We start from the raw sequence: 19,085 nt of genomic DNA, 5'->3' as shown, positions 1-19,085 counted from the left end.
GGAGCAAACCATGAAAACACACTGGCTATTAATTCCCCTGATGCTGATAATCAGCCTCCCCAGTGAGGCCAACCGCAGCAGCAAGAAATTACACCGCATCCTGCTGGACATTGAGCAAGCCAAAGCCGAATTGAGTCCACAAATGGCTTTTTATCTGGGTGATGAGTCCAAAGCCGGCCAACTGGATGACGTGTCGGCGGCGGCCATGGCCCAAGAAAACGCCACCCTGGAACCCTTGCTGCAACGGTTGCAAGCCTTGAACCCGGCCAAGCTTGATTTCCAAGACCGGATTTCGTTGCAGATGCAACAAGCCTTTTTGCAGGAAACCATTGCTGACAACCGCTTCAAAGAATATGAAATGCCCATCACGTCAGAAGGTTCCTTTCACGTGCAGTTGGCCACCATGCACCGATACGCGGCGTTCAACACCGCCAAAGACTATGAAAATTACCTGTTGCGGATGCAACAAGTCCCGCGGGTGATGCAACAGCACATGGACAACATGCGAGCGGGGCTCAAACGCGGCTTCACCCAGCCCCAGGTGATCATCCAACACTACCCGGAATTCATCCAAACCTACATCAAAGATCAGGCCACAGAATCGACCTTTTATCAACCGTTCCTACAGCGTCCCATGCACCTGGATGAAGCCACCTTTGCCCAGTTTCAGCAGCAAGCCCAGCAAATCATCACCGAAGCCATCAACCCCAGTTACAAGGCCTTCAAACAATTCATGGTTGACAGCTACATCCCAGGCGCCCGCACCACCATCGGTGCCCACAGCTTGCCTGATGGTCAGGCGTACTACCAGCAACAAATCAAGGAATACACCACTTTGGACTTGAGCGCCGAGGAAATCCACCAAATCGGTCGCCAAGAGGTCAAACGCATCCGCGCTGAAATGGAACAAATCATTGCTGATCTCGGCTTTGAGGGCAGCTTTGCCGAGTTTTTGCATTTCTTGCGCACCGACCCGCAATTCTATGCCACGACCCCAGAGCAACTGCTGAAAGAAGCCCGCGACATCTCCAAACGCATGGACGGTGAACTGCCAAAACTGTTCACCCGCTTACCCAGACAACCCTATGCGGTCAACCCAGTGCCGACCGATATTGCGCCGAATTACACCACTGGTCGCTATGTGCCAGCACCATTGGACTCAACCCGCCCGGGACAGTACTGGGTCAACACCTATGCCTTGGAAAAACGGCCCTTATACAACCTGGAAGCCCTGACGTTCCACGAAGCGGTGCCCGGGCACCATTTGCAAGGTGCCTTGACCAAAGAGTTGGCCGACTTGCCCAAATTCCGCCAGAACAGCTACATCTCGGCCTTCGGTGAAGGCTGGGCGCTGTACTGCGAGAAATTGGCCAAAGAAGTGGGCTTCTATGAGGATCTCTACTCGGATTTTGGCCGCTTGACCTATGAAATGTGGCGCGCCATGCGCTTGGTGGTGGACACCGGCATGCACGCCATGGGCATGAGCCGAGATGAAGCCATCCGGCTGATGGAAGAAAACACCGCCTTGTCCAAGCACAATGTGCGCACCGAAATCGATCGCTACATTGGCTGGCCGGCACAAGCCCTGTCTTATAAGTTGGGAGAAATCAAAATCTGGCAATTGCGTCACCAGGCCGAACAAGCCCTGGGAGCAAATTTCGATTTGCGCACCTTCCATGACACCCTGTTGGGCAGTGGTTCGGTGCCTTTAGACGTGCTGGAGCAGGTCGTTGAATTGTACATTGAACAGCAACAAGCCAAGCTGCAAGAATGAGGATTCTTCGAGAAAACCAACCCAGTGAGTTCCTGACTCACTGGGTTTACAGGTTATTCGAACGAGTCTGAGAAAATCAAATCGGGGGTGCTGGTCAAAGTACCCAAACCAATCACCACCTCTTCATTTTGGCCTTTGGGCTCAACAAAGGTTTCGGGCATCTCCAGCAATTGAATGGTCCCGCCACTGATTTCATCAGTGAATGGATCCAAACTGGCGCCGTCCACTTCCACCTCAGCACCCAATTCGATGCTGGCAAAGAACACCGCGGCACTGATGGGTAAGCCGCCTTGGTCCAAGAACGATGCCGTGGTGGTGTCAATGCTCACCCCAAACACGGCAATCGAAGGTTGATTGATTTCAGTGACCAAACCGGTGACATTGACGTCATCGTAATCCACACCGCCCTGCTGTTGCAATCTGCTGATGTACAACTCGCCTTGGCCATAATCATAGCCACGGAAACGGATGCGGGTGGTTTCGGTCAAGCCATTGCTGATGATGCCATCGGGATCGGTCACCTGTGGAGTCACCGTCAAGGTGACGCCGGCCACATTGAATTGGTTGCCAACGAAGTCACTGGGCTCGACCGGCAAGGTCAAGTTGATGCGCGGTTCCAAGAACCTGATTTTGTCGGCGTCAATACCGCCGTTACCCATAATCGGATCCCCTTCCACTTCCACTTTGATCAAGGATTGGATGTCACTGGGTCGACCGCGGATGTATCGGGTGGCGCCACTGACTTCAATGGTCTGGCCGGCCAACACAAAGTCGCCGCCGGTTAACAGCCCATCAATGAAGCCTTCTAGGATGACAATATCACTGGACACATCAGCAGTCACCTGTTCTTCCACACACTCGACACTTTGGGTGCTGGTCAAGGTGTCGCCCAGCACAAAGCCCGGTTGCACATCGGCATGCACTTCAACCCGATCACCATTCTGCAACGGGGCGCCACAGCCACTGACCATGCCAGCATTGAAGAACACGGCTTGACCATTGATGTTAAACTGATTACCGAACAGGCCTTCGACGTAGCCAGTCAATTTCCACTCGGTCAAAGCATCCACCCGTTCAATGCGGGTCATCAACATGAATGAATTCTGATCGACAAAGCCACTGACTTTGACTTCATCACCCAGTTGCAAATCGTTGAGTTGAATGCCATCAGCCAGGAATGTCTGACTGGAGGTCAGTGAGTCCACCGCAAACACCTGTAATGGATCCAACGACACCACTGGTCCTTTGAACACATTGATCAATTCCACCTCATCCAAGGTGCCTTCAATCGCATTGGGATCCGCATCCACAGCTCGGTACCTGATTTTGAAACCGGTACCACCTTGGGCCCGGGTGGCAGGCACCACTTCGCCATCTTCCAAATAGCTGGTGCTCTCGGTCGGCTCGAAGATGCGCAGGCTGTTGATTGTGAAGCCGGTCCCGCCTTGGGCCCGCACCGCTTCACTGTCATCTTGCTGTGACATGACCGCATGGGTCAATCCCAGTCCCAGGACCCCTGTCAGGATCCCCATCAACTTATTCATTTTCTTCTTCATGGTCTGCTTTGTAAAAATAAATGCCCACCCCAATGTATGGTAACAATTCTGGTTCCTCCTCCAGATCGGAATGTTGGATTAAATGTTCAATGTACTCGTCCACATCATTGGCCAGTTCTTGGCTGCGTTTGCGGGAATAGGATTCAGCCAGTTTGGCCAAAGACGCCGGCAGTTTGTCATGCAGCACAATGCGCTGAAACCTGGGACCCGATCGCTCTGGATCGATGTTGTGATCGATGGTTTCTAATAAATATTGAGTTGATAAGCCCAAAAAGTCAATGTTTTGCAAATCATCTGGATCATTTTCGGTCAAATAATAGGGTTTGATCAATTCCACCCGGTCATTGTCCACGGCGACTGACTTGGCACGCAACAATTCGTCCAGGATTGAGCGGTAAGTGGCTCCGCCAGAATATTTCTCCACCAAGGTTTTGAAATCGGGCTCATCGTCCGATTCAAGCGGGATGATTTTGGATTCACCTTTGTGATTGAGAAAATCACGGTCTTCAACCCAGCCGGTCAACACCCGTCCGGCCCGGTGCCATTTGCGGTGGCTGTCGCTGTCTTGAAACAAATCCAGTTTCATTTGCATGTCCACTTGGGTGCGCGACAAGCCGGTGATCACGGCGATGCGTGACTTGGTGGGTGGTTTGCCTTTCAAGCCAAAATGCTTGTTGGCCACATCCACATAGGTCCACTTCAACACATCACTGACCAGATGGTATGGCACATTGAATCGCAGCAACATCCGCACCAAGGGGCGGAAGATCTGGATCAACATTTGCCGGATGACTTCAATCAGTTTTTGACTCATAATTGAAACTTTTTTTGTGTTAATATGTACTTCAATGGCCAAATATGCCATAAAACTTACAAATAATACTCCAAAACGATTGACATTGTAATGTTTTTTTAGGTAACCAAAAAAAAACCCTGCCGAAGCAGGGTTTCTTTTTTTGCGAAATCAATCCCCCTTAAAGATTGATTTCATTGGAGCACGCTGATGTTGATCCGGCCTCACAAACCCTGAAGGTATAAGAGGAGTTCTTATCAACATTGTATGAAACGGATCCATCATTGGCAGTCGTGTTATTGAAACTGCCGTTGATGTACACATCAACGTTGCTGGTGGTACCGCCGGTCCAACTCAAGTCGGCCACGCGTCCACCCCTGCTGCGACTACCTGACAAGGCCAAGTCATCGCCACCTGGAGGTTCAGTACTTCCCCCATCACAACCATTGGCGGCGAGGTAATCGCTGGCATCTTTGGCTTTCACTATGCCATATCCGAAATAAACGTCCTTGCCACTGGCGCCCGCATCTTCTGCGCTCGCTTTCAAAGCATCCCTGATTTCCTGTCCAGTACAATCCGGGTGATTGGACCACACCAGCGCGGCCACACCAGCCACCGCTGGGGTCGCCATCGACGTCCCACTCATGTACCCATAATCACCGGCACCAATTGAAATCGATGCATTGGCGGCACCCAACAAGAAGGTGCGGTCTTCCTGGGCGGCTCCCACCGCAGGAATGGAGGTGTTGTTGGGTGAGCCCAACGTGCCGTACAACATGCCCGGCTCGTTGTTGATGATGATGGCCCCGGCACCGCCTGAATTTTCACAATTGGCCACTTTGTCATGGAACGAGATGTTGCCCCGATCAATCACACAAATTTTGCCATTGGCGCCAGCATCGGTGGCTTCGGCGGTACCCATGTAATAAGTCGCGGCACTGGCTGAACCCACATTTTCCATGGCCGATGCTGGAACACCCACACCATCAGCCGTGGCCGAAGCCACAGTGGCCAAACCGGCAGGGTAGGTAGACAAGGTGTCCACACCACCGGCGGTGACTTCCACACAGACGGTTTCATCGTTGCGCCTGTTGCGGCCTTTGCCCACTTCACAGCTGGGGAATTGAGAGAAATCAGCGATGTTGTTGTCGGCGTCATTGGCCCCAATCATCATCACCGAAGAGTAACCAGCGGGGTAGGAACGGACTGAGTTGCCGTCGTTACCGGCCGCCGCCAACACCAAACCACCATTGGCAATGAAGGTGTCGAATGCATTTTCTTCGGTTGAATTGGCGCCACCACCACCCAAACTCATGGTGATGATGTTGGCCCCGGCTTGGGTACATTTCTCAGTCGCATGGGCCAAGTCAGAGGAATATCCCCAGCCTGATTCATTGAATACTTTGATGATGTGCATCGGCACACCTGGGGCCATGCCCACCACCCCGACGTTGTTGTCTTCAGCGCCAACAGTACCGGCCACATGGGTGCCATGTGGGCCACCGTGGTCGTACCAGTTACCGGTGCCTGGATCGTTGTCACCGGTGATCACAGACCAATCAAAATCATTGTTACTGGCATCCAAGCCCGAGTCGATCACACAAACTTTTTGACCCGATTGCAAGGTCAGTTGATTGGCCTGCGATTGGTACACCGCATAAGGTGTCAGTTGTTGCAAGGTGGGGTCGCCGGCATCGTCGTTGTACAAAGCAAAGGCATGGCGGATGGCGTCCACTTCCATGTTTCTGAAACCATTCTTGCCACGCATGGCACTCTTGCCATTTTCATCCAAGTCAACGGCGAACCAGCCATTGCCTTCAACCAATACCTGGTGACCATTTTTCAATCCTTGGCCGTTGCTGTTGTAAGACACGATCATGCGTTCCGCATGAGCACAGGTTCCCAGTGCGAGCATGGTTGCCACACAGGTCTTCTTCATATTCAATTTCATTAATTGTCCTCTCTCTATTTGTTTTGAATTTCTGCCGAGAACCCATTTGTTGTTGTTCTTGATTCTGCTGAGAAATGTTGGATGCCATTGAAGGCTGGCGATGATTTAAGCAATATATATTGTAAATTTCAAGTACAAATCTGTAATTTTGCAATTTTTTTTGCATTTTATTTTGTTGGACATTCAAGCTGGCCATATGGACGTCTGTATGCTGATGGGTTTCAATGTTTCTGACCACAGCAATTCGGCTCAGCTCGATTATGCTCAGGAATTTCAGCCAGCGCCTTTTAATCTGGATTGGCCTCTTCTACAATAGCGTTTTCCACACAATTTGACCCATGCCCGCAATCAAAGACCGTTTCAGGGGATTCTTACCGGTGGTGGTTGATGTTGAAACCGGTGGTTTCAATAATCAGACCGATGCCTTGTTGGAAATCGCCGCCGTGATCATCGACATGCAAGCCGATGGCACCTTGGTGCCCGGCGAAACGGTGAACGCCTATGTCACGCCATTCGAAGGGTCCAACATCGATCCCAAAGCCTTGGAAGTGACGGGCATTGACTTGAACCACCCTTTGCGGGTGTCGATGGAAGAAAATGCCGCTTTAGGAAAAATTTTCACTCCGATCAGAAAACAAATCAAAGCCACCGGCTGCTCCCGGGCCATCTTGGTTGGCCACAACGCCCATTTTGATTTGGGCTTTGTGCACGCCGCGGCCGAACGTGCCGGCATCAAGCGCAATCCCTTCCACCCGTTCAGCTGCTTCGACACCGCCACCTTATCGGCCCTGGCCTACGGTCAAACCGTGCTGGCCCGCGCCATCAAGGCCGCCGACATCACCTGGGAATCGGACCAAGCCCACTCTGCCTTGTACGACACCGAAAAAACCGCCGAATTGTTCTGCACCATTTTCAATCAGGCCCTGGACTCGGGGATGTACACCCCGAAGGTTTGACCCAGATGGGCACAATGGAAAGTCCTTGTTTGGGTACGGTAGATTCCTGCCCCTGTCTTCACAGGGGGGAACCTTGCGCAGGAATGACGCGTGAGTTGAGAATTGCTCTGATAGTCACTTAAAAAATATAAACGCGTCATCCTCAGGCATGGTCGATTACGCATCCTGCCCACACGACACACCCACATCCATATAGGCGACCCACATCACCGTCATCCTCGGACTTGGCTCTCTATAACATCATCCTCGGTCTTGGTCGTTGCCGCATCCCGCTCACACGACACTCCCACATCCATGTAGGCGAACCACAACACCGTAATACTCGAGCATAACCCACCCCATCGTCATCCTCGGGCTTGACCCGGGGATCCATTGTGGAATCATTATGCCACTTGTGGAACCATCTAAAATACTTGTGCCACCAAAACGTATAAACAACAGACTGTTTCAATTCACTTGAAAATCGATAAGACTTGATAATGACGCTGTGCGTGTTTGCTGCGCAAACTGGATCCCCGGGTCAAGCCCGAGGATGACGGTAGTGGGATTAATCTGGCAACCAAGCCCGAGGATGACGAAGGCGGGCGTATTCTGGTTAACTACCCCAACTCAAACCCAAAGTCATGGTATGGATCCCCGGGTCAAGCCCGAGGATGACGAAGGCGGGCGTATTCTGGTTAACTGCCCCAACTCAAACCCAAAGTCATGGTATGGATCCCCGGGTCAAGCCCGAGGATGGCGGTAGTGGGATTAATCTGGCAACCAAGCCCGAGGATGGAGGTTGTGGGCGTATTCTGGTTACCTGCCCCAACTCAAACTCAAAGTCATGGTATGGATCCCCGGGTCAAGCCCGAGGATGACGAAAGCGGGCGTATTCTGGTTAACTACCCCAACTCAAACCCAAAGTCATGGTATGGATCCCCGGGTCAAGCCCGAGGATGGCGGAGATGGGCGTGATCTGGCTTCCTACCCCAACTCATACTCAAAGTCATAATAATGCTGGCCGTCTTCGATGCGGATGTCCATTTGGCCGGTCAATCCGGTTAACTCGTCGGTGCCGCTGTCGGGCACCACGGTCAGGGTGAGGTGTGAGTCACCACGGTTCATCACGCCGTAATGTTGCAGCACAAAACTGCCGGATCGACCCATCAGGGTGCCCGTGACCTGTTCGATGGCCACATAGCCGGCCGAGCCAGGGGTGGTTGAGACCGCACTGAGCATTTCACCGGATGAGCTGCCTGACAAGTCCCCTTGGTAACTTTTGTCCAAAGCCATGCGGGCCAATTGTTGCCCATGTTGGCCGGCAAAAGAGAGGTCCTGGGGTTGCATGTTGACGTTGAATTGGCCACTGATTTTCATGTTGGTTTCCTCAAATTTGGATGATTTGTACGCGGTCGTTGGATGCCTGCATCTGTTGTTCAGCAGCCGCTTGATACAGCCGCTCAATGGCATCGCGTTTCATTTTTAGGGTCGGGGTCAACAAACCGTTGTCCGGCCCCCAGGGGTGATCGGAGATGAACACATGGCTGATGCGTTCATGGGCTTCCAAGGTGGGGTTGATTTTGGCCAAAGATTCGCGGCATGAGGTATGCAATGCCGCATCCTCGATTGCAAATTCGGTTTCATGCACACAGACCACCAAAAACGGTTGGGCGCAACCTTGGCCCATCAGGATCAATTGTTCAATGCCCAAAGTCGATTGCCAGATGTGTTCAATTGGCGAGGGCGCGATGTATTTGCCTTTGCTGGTTTTGAAGATGTCTTTGACCCGGCCGGTGATGGACAAAAAACCATCACCATCAATCACCCCCAAGTCACCGGTGTGCACCCAGCCATCGGCATCAATGGTCGCCGCGGTCAGTTCGGGCTGTTTGTAGTAACCATCCATCACCGCCGGGTTGCGCAACAACACTTCACCGGATACGGTCAGCCGGCATTCACAGCCGTCAATCACCTGCCCCACACTGCCGGTGCAATCTTGCGACTGTTTGACCATGTGGGACAAACCACAGGTTTCCGACATGCCATAGGCCTCATTCAACTTTAGGCCCAAAGCACCAAACCAACGCAGCACGTCGGTGTTCACCGCAGCCGCGGCACACAGGGCGTAACGCACGTTTTGAAACCCCAGCTTTTTCAACAAGGCCCGCTTCAAGGCACCGCCCAACAGCGGCACTTTCAACAAGGCACCCAACACTTTGGGGCCGCCCAATTTGCTTTCAATCGCCACTTTGATCTTGGTCCAAATCCTCGGCACCCCAAAAAAGATGGTCGGTTCCGCGCGTTTGACGTCTTCGGTGAAGCTGTCCAGGGAGCGGATGAATGACACGTGAGACCCATTGAACAAAGAACCAAATTCCACCGCCATGCGCTCGGCAATGTGGGCCAATGGCAGGTAAGACACAAACCGGTCCTGCTGGTCGATCACGATGATGCTTTTGATCAGCATCATGGCGGCATTCACCGCCCGGTAAGCAATCATCACCCCTTTGGGGTCGCCGGTGGTGCCCGACGTGTAAACGATGGTGACCAAATCATCCGGCCGGTGTTGGGCCACCTGCTGGATTGGCCGGTTTTCAGCCACCAGTTGATCCCAAAACGGCATGTCTGGATAGGCTTGATATAGGGCCAGACAATCCAGCTCTGGAGGCAACAAATATGGCGCCGACTCGGGCTCGAACATCTTGCCCAAGAACACCGCTTTGGCCTCTGAATGCTGCAGCACTTTGTGGATCGTGCCTTTGGATGCCGTTGGATAAATGGGGATGGAAATGTGGCCTGCCATCTGGATCGCCAGGTCGGCCATGATCCAATGCGCACAGTTCAATGAAATGATGGCGATGTGGCTGCCCGGCGGGTACTGACTCAAGTGATTGGCCACGGCAGCCACTTCACTGAGCACCCGTGCCCAACTGTAGCGATGCACGACCTCACCTATGGGTTGGGTTAAATACACCGCATCGGGTTTTTCCTGGGCCCAATGCTGCAATCTTTGAATGGGGGTGAGGCACGAATCGGCAGTCATGAGCCAATGATACCACAAGCCAACATCAGCCCGATCTCAAGTCCCATCACCCAGATTTACTGCCTCCGGTGCATTGATTTGTTGTTGCAACCATTGGCTCACCAAGGCAATAACCTGCGGGGAAAATCCGGTGGGTAAAAAACCGTATTCCATGGGACTGCCGGTGTTGGCTGCTTGCATCAGGTGGTTCAATTCTGGCAACCATTCAATCTGCGCCTGGGGCATGTGTTGTTGCAACAGTTGTCGATTGGCTGTCGCGTCAATGGCCTGATCCTTGCCACCAAAAATGGCCAGCGTGGGAACGGCAGCCGTCTGTTGGATGGCGTCCTGCAGGTCATAATGTACTTGCGATTGATACCAAGGTGAAAGCACAAAATCGGTGCGCTGATCCACCCCAGTCGGAACAAAGGCATAGGGCGGTAAGATCGCCTGACCATAAGGCCCCGACAACAGGTCATGTATGCGTTGCCGGTCTGGTGGCTGGGCCGAAACCAAACCCAGGAATTCGATGGCGGCCTTGGCCACAGCAGATTTTTGTTCCTCAGTGAATGGCGCCGACTGCAACAAGCGCTGCATTTGTGATTGCATTTCAATGGCACCCGTGCGCACCGGTGGCGACAGCATCACTCGAAATGGCACAGATGCGCAATGCTGAGCAGCCACTACCGACAAGCCACTGCCCTCACTCATGCCCAACAAGCCAATGCGTGACAAGGGCAATTGGGTGACTGCGGCCAACTTGGCCCGGGCGGCACAGGCATCTTGGGCCCGGTCGGCCAAGGTGGATTGCAAAAACGCTCCGGTTGATGCCTCGGTGCCCCGGTCATCAAAGCGCAAACTGGCCACCCCTTGCTCTGCCAGGCCGACCGCCAGTTCAGCAAAATAGCGATGGGGGCCTAAGGTCAAATCACGGTCTGTGGGACCGGCCACAGACAACAACACCAAGCCCAAATGCGGCGTGCCTTCGGGCAATTCAACGCTGCCAGCCAATACCACTTGGTCACTGTGGGTGGAGAAAGCCACGGTCACTTCAGTGGTCAGGGCCTGCGCAGCCATCAACAGGCCGCCAAACAGGTTTAAAAATCTCATCACAAACTCCTAATGCAAGTCGGTTAAAACAAATACCCGGTCGATGGGCTCTCCCAAAGCTTGGGCGATTTTGCAGGCCAGGGTGATTGAAGGGTCATGTTTTTGTTTCTCTATGGCCATGATCGCGTGTCGACTGACCTGACACAGTTGGGCCAATTCAGCCTGCGACATATTGATGCCTGCCCGCAGCACTTTGATGTGGTTTTTCATGTGTGTTTGATCCATGCGATCAGGTAGCCCACATGCCAAGCCAACAATGGCACGGTCCATAAGGGCCATTGTTTGATGACTGGATCGGCCGCCAAGCTCGGCGAGGCCAAGGCAATCAGTGCCAGGAAAGTGGCCCAAAAAGCGAACACATAAGCCTGGTTACTCACCTTTTGCATCACTTCATCCTGGGCTTTTTGCTGGCGGATGATCAAAAAGACCATCAGGGCTATGGGCAGCAATGACCCCAACATGGACGGCCACCCGAAGTAATCGCACAGCCAATAAACCAAAAGCAAACCGGCATAAGCCAACAAAAACAAGGCGATGGAATGGTGTTTTTTCATGAGTCATGTGAGCAGAAAACAGACCAATTGTAGAGAATACCCAACATTATGTAAAGTATTCTCTACATATTACAAAATATTTTCCGTTTCAGGACCGTTTTGATTCAAGCAAGGCTTGGCCAGCAGCATGGCCTGAGGCCCAGGCCCATTGGAAGTTAAAGCCACCCAAATGTCCGGTGACATCCACCACTTCACCGATGAAATAAACATTGGGCTGGGTTTGGCAAGCCATGGTCTTGGAGGACAAAGCCGTGGTGTCGACCCCACCCAAGGTCACTTCGGCGGTGCGGTAGCCTTCGGTGCCGGATGGCTTCAGCAGCCAACCGCCCAACCAGTTGGCCACTAGCTGCAGCTGCTGCTGATTCAAGGCTTGCAAAGACCGCACAGCCCAGTCCGGGAACTGCCAGGTCAACAATGCCTCGGCCACCTTTTTCGGCCAATGGTGGCTCAACCACTGCACCAAAGTCTGGTTGGGTGCATGGCTTTTGCTGGCAGTCAACTCAGCCAACACCTCGATGCCCGGCAACAGATCAATGCACAGGGCATGGCCTTGTTGCCAATAACTGGAAATTTGTAACATCGCCGGCCCACTCAAGCCACGGTGGGTGAACAACATTTGGTGCTGGAAGGTGGGCGCCGTTGATTGATCGGGTACCGACACCGACACCGCGATGGCGCTGCCAGACAGGGCGGCAAAAAGCGCTTTGTGTTGATCGGTGAAAATGAACGGCACCAAGGCCGCCCGCTTAGGCAGGATTGACAAGCCCAGCCGTTCGGCCAGTTGGTAGCCGAAATCTGAACCGCCCATTTTGGGTATCGACAAACCACCGGTGGCCACTACCAAATGGTCAGCGTGGAAGGTGCCTTGGTCGGTGGTCACCTTGATTTGAGCGCCCACCACCAGGTCAACAACAGCCACATTCAAGCGCAGTTCAACCCCGCCAGCGGCGCATTCATCCAACAGCATGTTGACAATGTCTTTCGAAGAGCGGTCGCAGAACAATTGTCCCAATTCTTTTTCGTGGTAAGGAATGTCATGCCGCGCCACCAGTTCAATGAAATGCCACGGGGTGTACCGGCTCAAAGCCGATTTGCAAAAATGCGGGTTGGCTGAAATGAAGTTCTCAGGTGCGGTGTGCAGGTTGGTGAAATTACAACGACCACCGCCAGACATGAGGATCTTTTTGCCTGGTTTGTTGGACTTTTCCAACAACAACACCCGCAAGCCTTGTTGACCCGCCGTCAGGGCACACATCATGCCCGCGGCCCCGGCACCGAGGATGATGACGTCAAATGCAGGTTCGGTGTTCATTTATGGTTGGCCCCAAATCAGAACAAATGCCATTCCCACACCGGGCCGTCATCAGGGTGGTCCACCACATCAAAAAAACGGAAACCCAATTTCTGCAACAAATGATTGGAGGCGTTGGTTTCGGGCAAGGTTTGCGCCACCACAGTCAGGGTTTCGTCGGTCTTGATGGCCAAGTCGATCAAGGCCTGGGCCGTGGCTGTGGCACAACCCTGGCCCTCAAATTCTGGTAAAGTGTAATAAGCAATTTCCACCCGCCCATGCGCTGGCGGAGACTTGAAGGCGCCACCACCAACGATGTGTTCACCCAACACACTGACATAGCCCAGCCAAGGCGGCTGAAAGCCTTCGCTATGGTAAAAGTCAGCCATTTGTTGATTCAGCTGTCGCACGGCTGCTGGCAAGGCAGCTGGTGAGTGCGTTGTCTCGCCCAGCAGCTCACCGGTGATGCCCACCGCCAACAATTGTACTTCAACCATCCACTTCGCTCAGTTGGGCTTCAGGTGCGGCTTGTTGAAAGGCCGGTAATTCCAGGCAACGCCGGTTGATTTCGAGCAAGCTGGGGTAGTCATCCAACGGCACCTTGAAGCGGTTGGCGTTGTAAATTTGGCCCACCAAACAGATGTCAGAAATGCATGGATACATCTCATTCATGAAGGAAGTTTTGCGCTCGGCCAACTGTTGCTCCAGCGCCTTGAAGCCCTCATGAATCCAATGCGCATACCACACATCCACCTGGCTTTGATTCCAAGATTTTTTCAAGGTTTGTAACACCCTCAAATTGTTCAATGGGTGGATGTCCGACACAATGACTTGGGCCATGGCCCGGCATCGGGCCTGGGCCAGAGGGCCATTGGGCAAGATGGCAATGTCTGGATAAGTCGCTTCCAGGTATTCCATGATGGCCATCGATTGGGTGATCACCTCATCGGCTTCGGTGACCAAGGCCGGTACCAAGCCTTGCGGGTTCAAGGAGCGATAAGCTGCTTGGTGTTGTTCGCCACCGTCTTTCACCAAATGCACGGGGATGGCTTGGTAGGCCAAGCCTTTGAGGTTCAAAGCAATGCGCACGCGATAGGCCGCGGTGCTGCGCCAATAGGTATACAGTTTAATCATGATTTTGTTCGGTTGCTGTGGTTGGTTCGCGGTGATAAGTGCCAAACAGCCAATCACCGATGGGATAAGTGATGTTGAAATTGTAGCGGGACATCAATTCAGGTCGGTGGTGCTGTTGGTGCAAGGCCATGACTTTTTTGATCCCAGGAATTTTCATCACCCAGGAATCGGTTCGGCAATGGAAGGCAAAATGGAACAGTTCGTAATTCAAAAAATAAGCCACTGCCACCAACACGAACAACCAGGCCACGTTGTCACTGAACAGCCATTGCAAGGCAAACCACACGGGGGCGCCGAACACGCCAAAGAAAAACACCACCAGCAGCAAAGGAAACAAGGTCACTTTGTAATCCTGGTGGTGCTCAAACGGCATGTGCTGGTCGGTGAAAAAACGGTGGTGTTGTTTGCTGTGTCTGACGTAGATGGAACGCAGACCACGGCGTGGCACATGCATCACATAGCGGTGACCCAAATACTCGGCAATATTGGCATACACAAAAGCCAATGGCACCGTCATCCATTCGGCCCAAGTGACCGCCTCCAATTGCAGGACAGACCAAACAATCAAGCCCACTGACAAAGCCACGGTCAAGGCCAAGTGGGCATAACCCACATACCATCTTGGGATGTGGGCGGCCCTGAACTCTGCCCGAAATGTGGCGTTGTCTTTCATCGGTCTTTCATCGGTCGTGGTGACCATCCTCAAAATATAAGGAGGCTCTGCTGACCGCCTCGGGGTACACCTGATTCATGCTGGCGGCTTCATACAAGCGGCCATTGAGCATCACGTGACTGACTTGGTCGGTGGCATAAATGTCGGCCATGGGGTCACTGTCCAGGATCACCAAATCGGCCAATTTACCGGCTTTGATGCTGCCCAACTCATGGTCCATGCCAATGTATCTCGCGGGGTCGATGGTGCTGGCTTTGAGCACGTTCCAGGGCGACATGCCGCCTTGGGCAAACATCCACATTTCCCAATGTGAGCCCAAGCCTTCGCGCTGGCCATGGGCCCCCAACAACACATCCACACCTTCGCTTTGCAGCTCGGTGGCAACCCGGGCGTTGTTGAAATGGTTGTAGTCTTCACGCGGGGCCTTGGTGCGCCTGATGGAAACCGGTTCCAGCACATGTTTCGGCACAAAGCGACTCAACAATGGGTGCTTCCACACTTCGGTGGTGTCATACCAGTAACGCTCTCCCCAAATGCCACCGTAGCCCACGGTCAAGGTCGGCACATAAGCGGTTTCGGTGGCGGCCCACAGTTGTTTGACGTCGTCATACACCGCTGCCACTGGAATCGAGTGTTCAATGCCGGTGTGGCCATCAATGATCATGGTCATGTTGTGCATGAACAGCGAACCGCCCTCAGGTACCACCATCAGCCCAGTTTGACGCGCTGCTTCCAACACCTGCTGCCGTTGGTTGCGTCGTGGCTGGTTGTAACTCTTGACCGAGAACGCGCCCACTGCCTTCATCCGCTCCAAATGGCCGACCGCGTCATCCAGTGAGTCCACCTTGGCGGTGAAATAATGGGTGGCGCCATACAAAATGGTACCGGTGGAATAAATTCTGGGTGCAGTGATGCGACCGGCTTGTTGCATTTCAGCGGCCGAGAACACCGCCGTGGTGTCGGCCGATGGGTTGTGGGTGGTGGTCACGCCCAAGGCCAAATTGGCCAGCGCATTCCAAGAAGTTTGGGGGATGATTTGACCGTTGCCATAGGGCCCGTGCCAATGCACGTCCACCAAGCCAGGAATGATGGTTTTGCCTTTGAGGTCAATCACTTCGGCATTGGCCGGCGGTTGAATGCTGCTGGCATCACCCACGGCGGTGATGCGGTTGTTGTTGATGATCACCACACCCTCATCAATCACCCAGTTGGCCCCATCCTGTTGTTCCATGGTGACGATTTTGGCCCCGACCAAAGCCACGGTGCCCTGCGGGATGTCGGTGGTGACGGTCAGGGTGATTGGGGTGGCTTGGGCTGGTGGTGCGCTGGGCGATTCCTCGCTGTCTGCTTGGACTTTGATTTCCTGACCGAGAAAGTCAAACTGTGCGGCCAGTTTTTGTTGGTACAACACCGGACCCATGGCCCAACTGAGGGCATTGGAGTCAGCGTTCCAGGCCAAGTAAGCACCGGCATGTTCGGAAAACTTCTGCAGCGGTAAATTACTGGCGCCGGCACCGGTGCTGATGTGTTGGCCGTTGCGCACAAACGGGGTCACATAAACCTGATAGTTTTGCACAAACGCCAACCAACGCTCGTCCGGCGACACCCGAAAATCGGTGATCCAAGGGCCTTGGTAATGGTTTTGTGCATCATGGCCTGACAAATCGACCGACTGCAGCTGGGTGGTCACCACCTCACCGGACACCGACGGGGCTTGAAAAAATACGCGCTTGCTGTCTTGGGTGAAAAACGGGTTGCTGCCACTGTCGGACAGTTTGGTAACGGCATCAGTGCTTAAATTCACCGCAAACACACCGGTGTCATGAGAATACAAAGGCGAGGTCAAATAACCGCCAGCCTCGGCTTCATAGACCACGGTTTGTCCGTCGGCTGACATCGCCGCATTGATGTAATGCCCCGGTTGCTGGGAGACCACTTTGGAGCGGCCTTTCAGATTGGCCACCCGCACGCTGCCCAGTTGTTGGTCATGCCAGGTGGTGTACACAATTTGCTGGCCATCGGGACTGAAACGGGGAAACAGTTCGAAATGCTCGTTCTGCCGGGTCAAACGTTTGGGCTGACCTTGCATCTGATCGTTCTTTAATTGCACGGTGTAAATGTACCCCAAGGCCTGAAACACGGCCATGTCACCGTCTGGTGATGGCTGCAACCAACGCAACATTTTGGCTGAAAACTGGGACGGCGAGACCTCGTTCTTGACGGTCACAGCCGCGCGGATTTCACGTTGGTCATTGATTTGGAATGGGATGTTGGTAACGGTTTCTGTGGCCACATCAATGTGGTGCAATTGCCCTTTGGCGTAAAACACGATGCCTTTGCCATCTGGTGTCCATGACATGGTGGGATAGACCCCGTGAATGGCCCAAGTTTCTTGCATGTCGCGTTCCAAACCGGTGAATATCGGTTTGACCGCCCCACTCTTGCGGTCTTGGATGAACAAGGCACTGTCGTTTCTGATGCGGCGCACAAAGGCCAGTGACTGACCATCCGGTGACGGCGTGGGTCGCACCGCACCACCGGGGCCAGACACCCACGGTTTGATTTTGCCGGTGGTCAATTCGATGGCGAATATTTCATAAATCTGGTTATTGGCATCCTTGGAGTACTCGAAATACTGACCGGGGGTGGAGTCTCTAGAGAACAACACGTGTTGGCCATCGGGGGTGTAGACCGGTTCGCCCAAGTCTTTTTGTTCATTCGGTCGTTTGTTCAGTTGCACCCCTTGACCGCCAGAATGGTGGTACATCCAAATTTCACCTGAACCCAATGAACGCATGCCGGTGAAGTGTTTCCTGGCCACAATGTAGTGGCCATCAGGAGACCAACTGGGGGAGTTCAGCAAGCGGAACTTTTCTTGGGTGACTTGTTGTTGATCACTGCCATCCACCGCCATGATCCAAATGTTGTCGCCACCGCCTTGGTCGCTGGTGAACACCAAGCGGCTGCCGTCTGGAGAGAATTGCGGTTGCATGTCCCAAGCCATGGAATTGGTGATGTTGGTGGCCTGGCCACCAGCAAACGGCATGGTGTAAATGTCACCCAACAGATCAAACACCAACAAGCGACCATCGGGACTGACATCCACATTCATCCAGGTGCCGGTGGTGGTGTTGATGTCGACCATCACGGCTTCGCCCGGGGGCTTGTTCACATCCCACTCGGTGGGTTTTTCAGTTGCTTCATTGGCCGCTTCGGCGCTGGCCCAAAGTGGCATCAAAACAGCGGTCATCAACAGCAGGTAAGTTGTTTTCATGGGTGTCCCCTGGCAGATAAAGTGGATAATTATACGTTCAATCCAAGCCCTTTTCGCTTACAATCTGGCTTTTTCTGTTGCGCCATTGATCATGACCATTGGATTGGGTGAATTCCTGTCATTGCTCTGTGCCTTGCTGTGGGCCTTTGCGGTGATTTGCTACCGCAAAGCCGGTGACTCGATCAATGTCAGCGCCATGAACCTGTTCAAGATCACCTTGACCTTGGTGTTGATGGTGCCCACCTTGTATTTCACCGATGGTTTGGTGCCACCCAGCTTGACTTTGCATCAATGGTTGCTGTTGTTGGTCAGTGGTTTTTTTGGCATCATGCTGGCCGACCTGTTTTACCTGCGGGCCTTGCAATTGATCGGCGCCGGTTTGACCGGCCTGACCGGCAGTTTGTACAGCCCATTTGTGGTGTTCCTGTCGTTGTTTTTCCTCGGCGAACGACTCAATGCCTGGCAACTCATGGGCATGGCACTGGTCATCATCGGGGTGTTGGTGATCAGCTACCGGAAAAAAGCCCTGGCCCACGAACACCCACCGATAAAAGGCTTTGTGTTTGCCGCTTTGGGGGTGTTTTTCACCGCTTTGGGCATCGTCATCATCAAACCAGTGACCACCGAAATCCCATTCTTCTGGATCATCACCATCCGCACCGTGGGTGGCATCATGACCATGTTGTTGTTCAATGCGCTGCTGCAAAAAAGCCTCAACCCCTGGGCTGTGATGCGCAGCACCGGCCGCTATTGGCTGTTGGCCGGCGCATTGCTGGGGCAATACCTGTCCACCATGGTGTGGGTGGCCGGCTACAAATACACCTCCGCTTCGGTGGCCTCCATTTTGAATGAAACGGCCTCGGTGTTCATCTTGATCTTGGGTTGGTTGATCCTCAAAGAAGAGCTCAATCGCCGCAAAGTCGTCGGTGCCCTGATCAGCATTTCAGGGGTGTTGTTGGTGCTGCAGTACAGTCATTGACGTGTTCACCATCACTGCCACGGCGCCACAATTGTT

Annotated in this window: 16 protein-coding genes; 3 read left to right on the top strand and 13 right to left on the bottom strand. The window is 53.3% G+C overall.

All coding sequences use genetic code 11. The features are described 5' to 3' along the window. Positions 1-10: 10 nt before the first annotated feature. Entirely contained in the window at positions 11-1,774 is a 1,764-nt protein-coding gene (locus K7G70_RS06000; RefSeq protein WP_223787702.1) for a DUF885 domain-containing protein, read from the top strand. Positions 1,775-1,827: 53 nt separating this feature from the next. Here the strand turns inward: K7G70_RS06000 and K7G70_RS05995 are convergent, their stop codons facing one another. The 3 genes from K7G70_RS05995 to K7G70_RS05985 form a co-directional block, all read right to left on the bottom strand. Then, positions 1,828-3,330: a DUF5666 domain-containing protein gene (locus K7G70_RS05995; protein WP_223787701.1), complete on the bottom strand. Its 1,503-nt coding sequence runs from the start codon at positions 3,328-3,330 to the stop codon at positions 1,828-1,830. After that, the gene (locus K7G70_RS05990) at positions 3,311-4,144 is read right to left on the bottom strand and encodes a DUF6502 family protein (RefSeq protein ID WP_223787700.1); all 834 of its coding nucleotides are present in this window, start codon (positions 4,142-4,144) and stop codon (positions 3,311-3,313) included. Before K7G70_RS05990 ends, K7G70_RS05995 begins: the two co-directional genes overlap by 20 nt. 160 nt (positions 4,145-4,304) lie before the next feature. Then, positions 4,305-6,038 carry a S8 family serine peptidase gene (locus tag K7G70_RS05985; protein ID WP_223787699.1) on the bottom strand — a complete coding sequence of 578 codons (1,734 nt, stop codon included), beginning with the start codon at positions 6,036-6,038 and terminating at the stop codon, positions 4,305-4,307. Between the two features lie 383 nt (positions 6,039-6,421). Between K7G70_RS05985 and rnt the strand changes: the two genes are divergently transcribed. Next, positions 6,422-7,030, top strand: coding sequence for a ribonuclease T (gene rnt, locus K7G70_RS05980; RefSeq protein ID WP_488801375.1), 609 nt, complete (start codon positions 6,422-6,424; stop codon positions 7,028-7,030). 966 nt (positions 7,031-7,996) lie between these two features. Here the strand turns inward: rnt and K7G70_RS05975 are convergent. From K7G70_RS05975 to K7G70_RS05930, 10 genes are all read right to left on the bottom strand, one after another. Continuing rightward, positions 7,997-8,389 carry a DUF3224 domain-containing protein gene (locus K7G70_RS05975; RefSeq protein ID WP_223787697.1) on the bottom strand — a complete coding sequence of 131 codons (393 nt, stop codon included), beginning with the start codon at positions 8,387-8,389 and terminating at the stop codon, positions 7,997-7,999. Between the two features lie 10 nt (positions 8,390-8,399). Continuing rightward, positions 8,400-10,055, bottom strand: coding sequence for an AMP-binding protein (locus K7G70_RS05970; RefSeq protein ID WP_223787696.1), 1,656 nt, complete (start codon positions 10,053-10,055; stop codon positions 8,400-8,402). 36 nt (positions 10,056-10,091) lie between these two features. Then, positions 10,092-11,144, bottom strand: a complete 1,053-nt coding sequence (locus tag K7G70_RS05965; protein ID WP_223787695.1) for an alpha/beta hydrolase — start codon at positions 11,142-11,144, stop codon at positions 10,092-10,094. Between the two features lie 9 nt (positions 11,145-11,153). Next, the gene (locus K7G70_RS05960; RefSeq protein WP_223787694.1) at positions 11,154-11,354 is read right to left on the bottom strand and encodes a helix-turn-helix transcriptional regulator; all 201 of its coding nucleotides are present in this window, start codon (positions 11,352-11,354) and stop codon (positions 11,154-11,156) included. Beyond that, positions 11,351-11,698, bottom strand: coding sequence for a hypothetical protein (locus K7G70_RS05955; protein WP_223787693.1), 348 nt, complete (start codon positions 11,696-11,698; stop codon positions 11,351-11,353). Before K7G70_RS05955 ends, K7G70_RS05960 begins: the two co-directional genes overlap by 4 nt. Before the next feature lie 88 nt (positions 11,699-11,786). Further along, positions 11,787-13,010, bottom strand: a complete 1,224-nt coding sequence (locus tag K7G70_RS05950) for a BaiN/RdsA family NAD(P)/FAD-dependent oxidoreductase (protein ID WP_223787692.1) — start codon at positions 13,008-13,010, stop codon at positions 11,787-11,789. 17 nt (positions 13,011-13,027) lie between these two features. Continuing rightward, entirely contained in the window at positions 13,028-13,486 is a 459-nt protein-coding gene (locus tag K7G70_RS05945) for a GNAT family N-acetyltransferase (RefSeq protein ID WP_223787691.1), read from the bottom strand. Next, positions 13,479-14,123, bottom strand: a complete 645-nt coding sequence (gene maiA, locus K7G70_RS05940) for a maleylacetoacetate isomerase (RefSeq protein WP_223787690.1) — start codon at positions 14,121-14,123, stop codon at positions 13,479-13,481. Before maiA ends, K7G70_RS05945 begins: the two co-directional genes overlap by 8 nt. After that, the gene (locus K7G70_RS05935; protein WP_223787689.1) at positions 14,116-14,796 is read right to left on the bottom strand and encodes a sterol desaturase family protein; all 681 of its coding nucleotides are present in this window, start codon (positions 14,794-14,796) and stop codon (positions 14,116-14,118) included. The genes maiA and K7G70_RS05935 overlap by 8 nt, the downstream gene beginning before the upstream one ends. A gap of 7 nt (positions 14,797-14,803) precedes the next feature. Then, positions 14,804-18,070 carry an amidohydrolase family protein gene (locus K7G70_RS05930; RefSeq protein ID WP_223787688.1) on the bottom strand — a complete coding sequence of 1,089 codons (3,267 nt, stop codon included), beginning with the start codon at positions 18,068-18,070 and terminating at the stop codon, positions 14,804-14,806. Between the two features lie 91 nt (positions 18,071-18,161). Here K7G70_RS05930 and K7G70_RS05925 point away from each other — a divergent pair, with 91 nt between their 5' ends. After that, positions 18,162-19,049 (top strand): DMT family transporter, encoded by an 888-nt coding sequence (locus K7G70_RS05925; RefSeq protein ID WP_223787687.1) that lies wholly within the window; start codon positions 18,162-18,164, stop codon positions 19,047-19,049. Positions 19,050-19,085 lie beyond the last annotated feature (36 nt).

This window comes from Marinicella meishanensis (assembly GCF_019931145.1).
GTDB classification, from domain to species: domain Bacteria; phylum Pseudomonadota; class Gammaproteobacteria; order Xanthomonadales; family Marinicellaceae; genus Marinicella; species Marinicella meishanensis.
The sequence above is the reverse complement of the archived record's forward strand: the minus strand, read 5'-3'. Positions and strand labels throughout refer to the sequence as shown.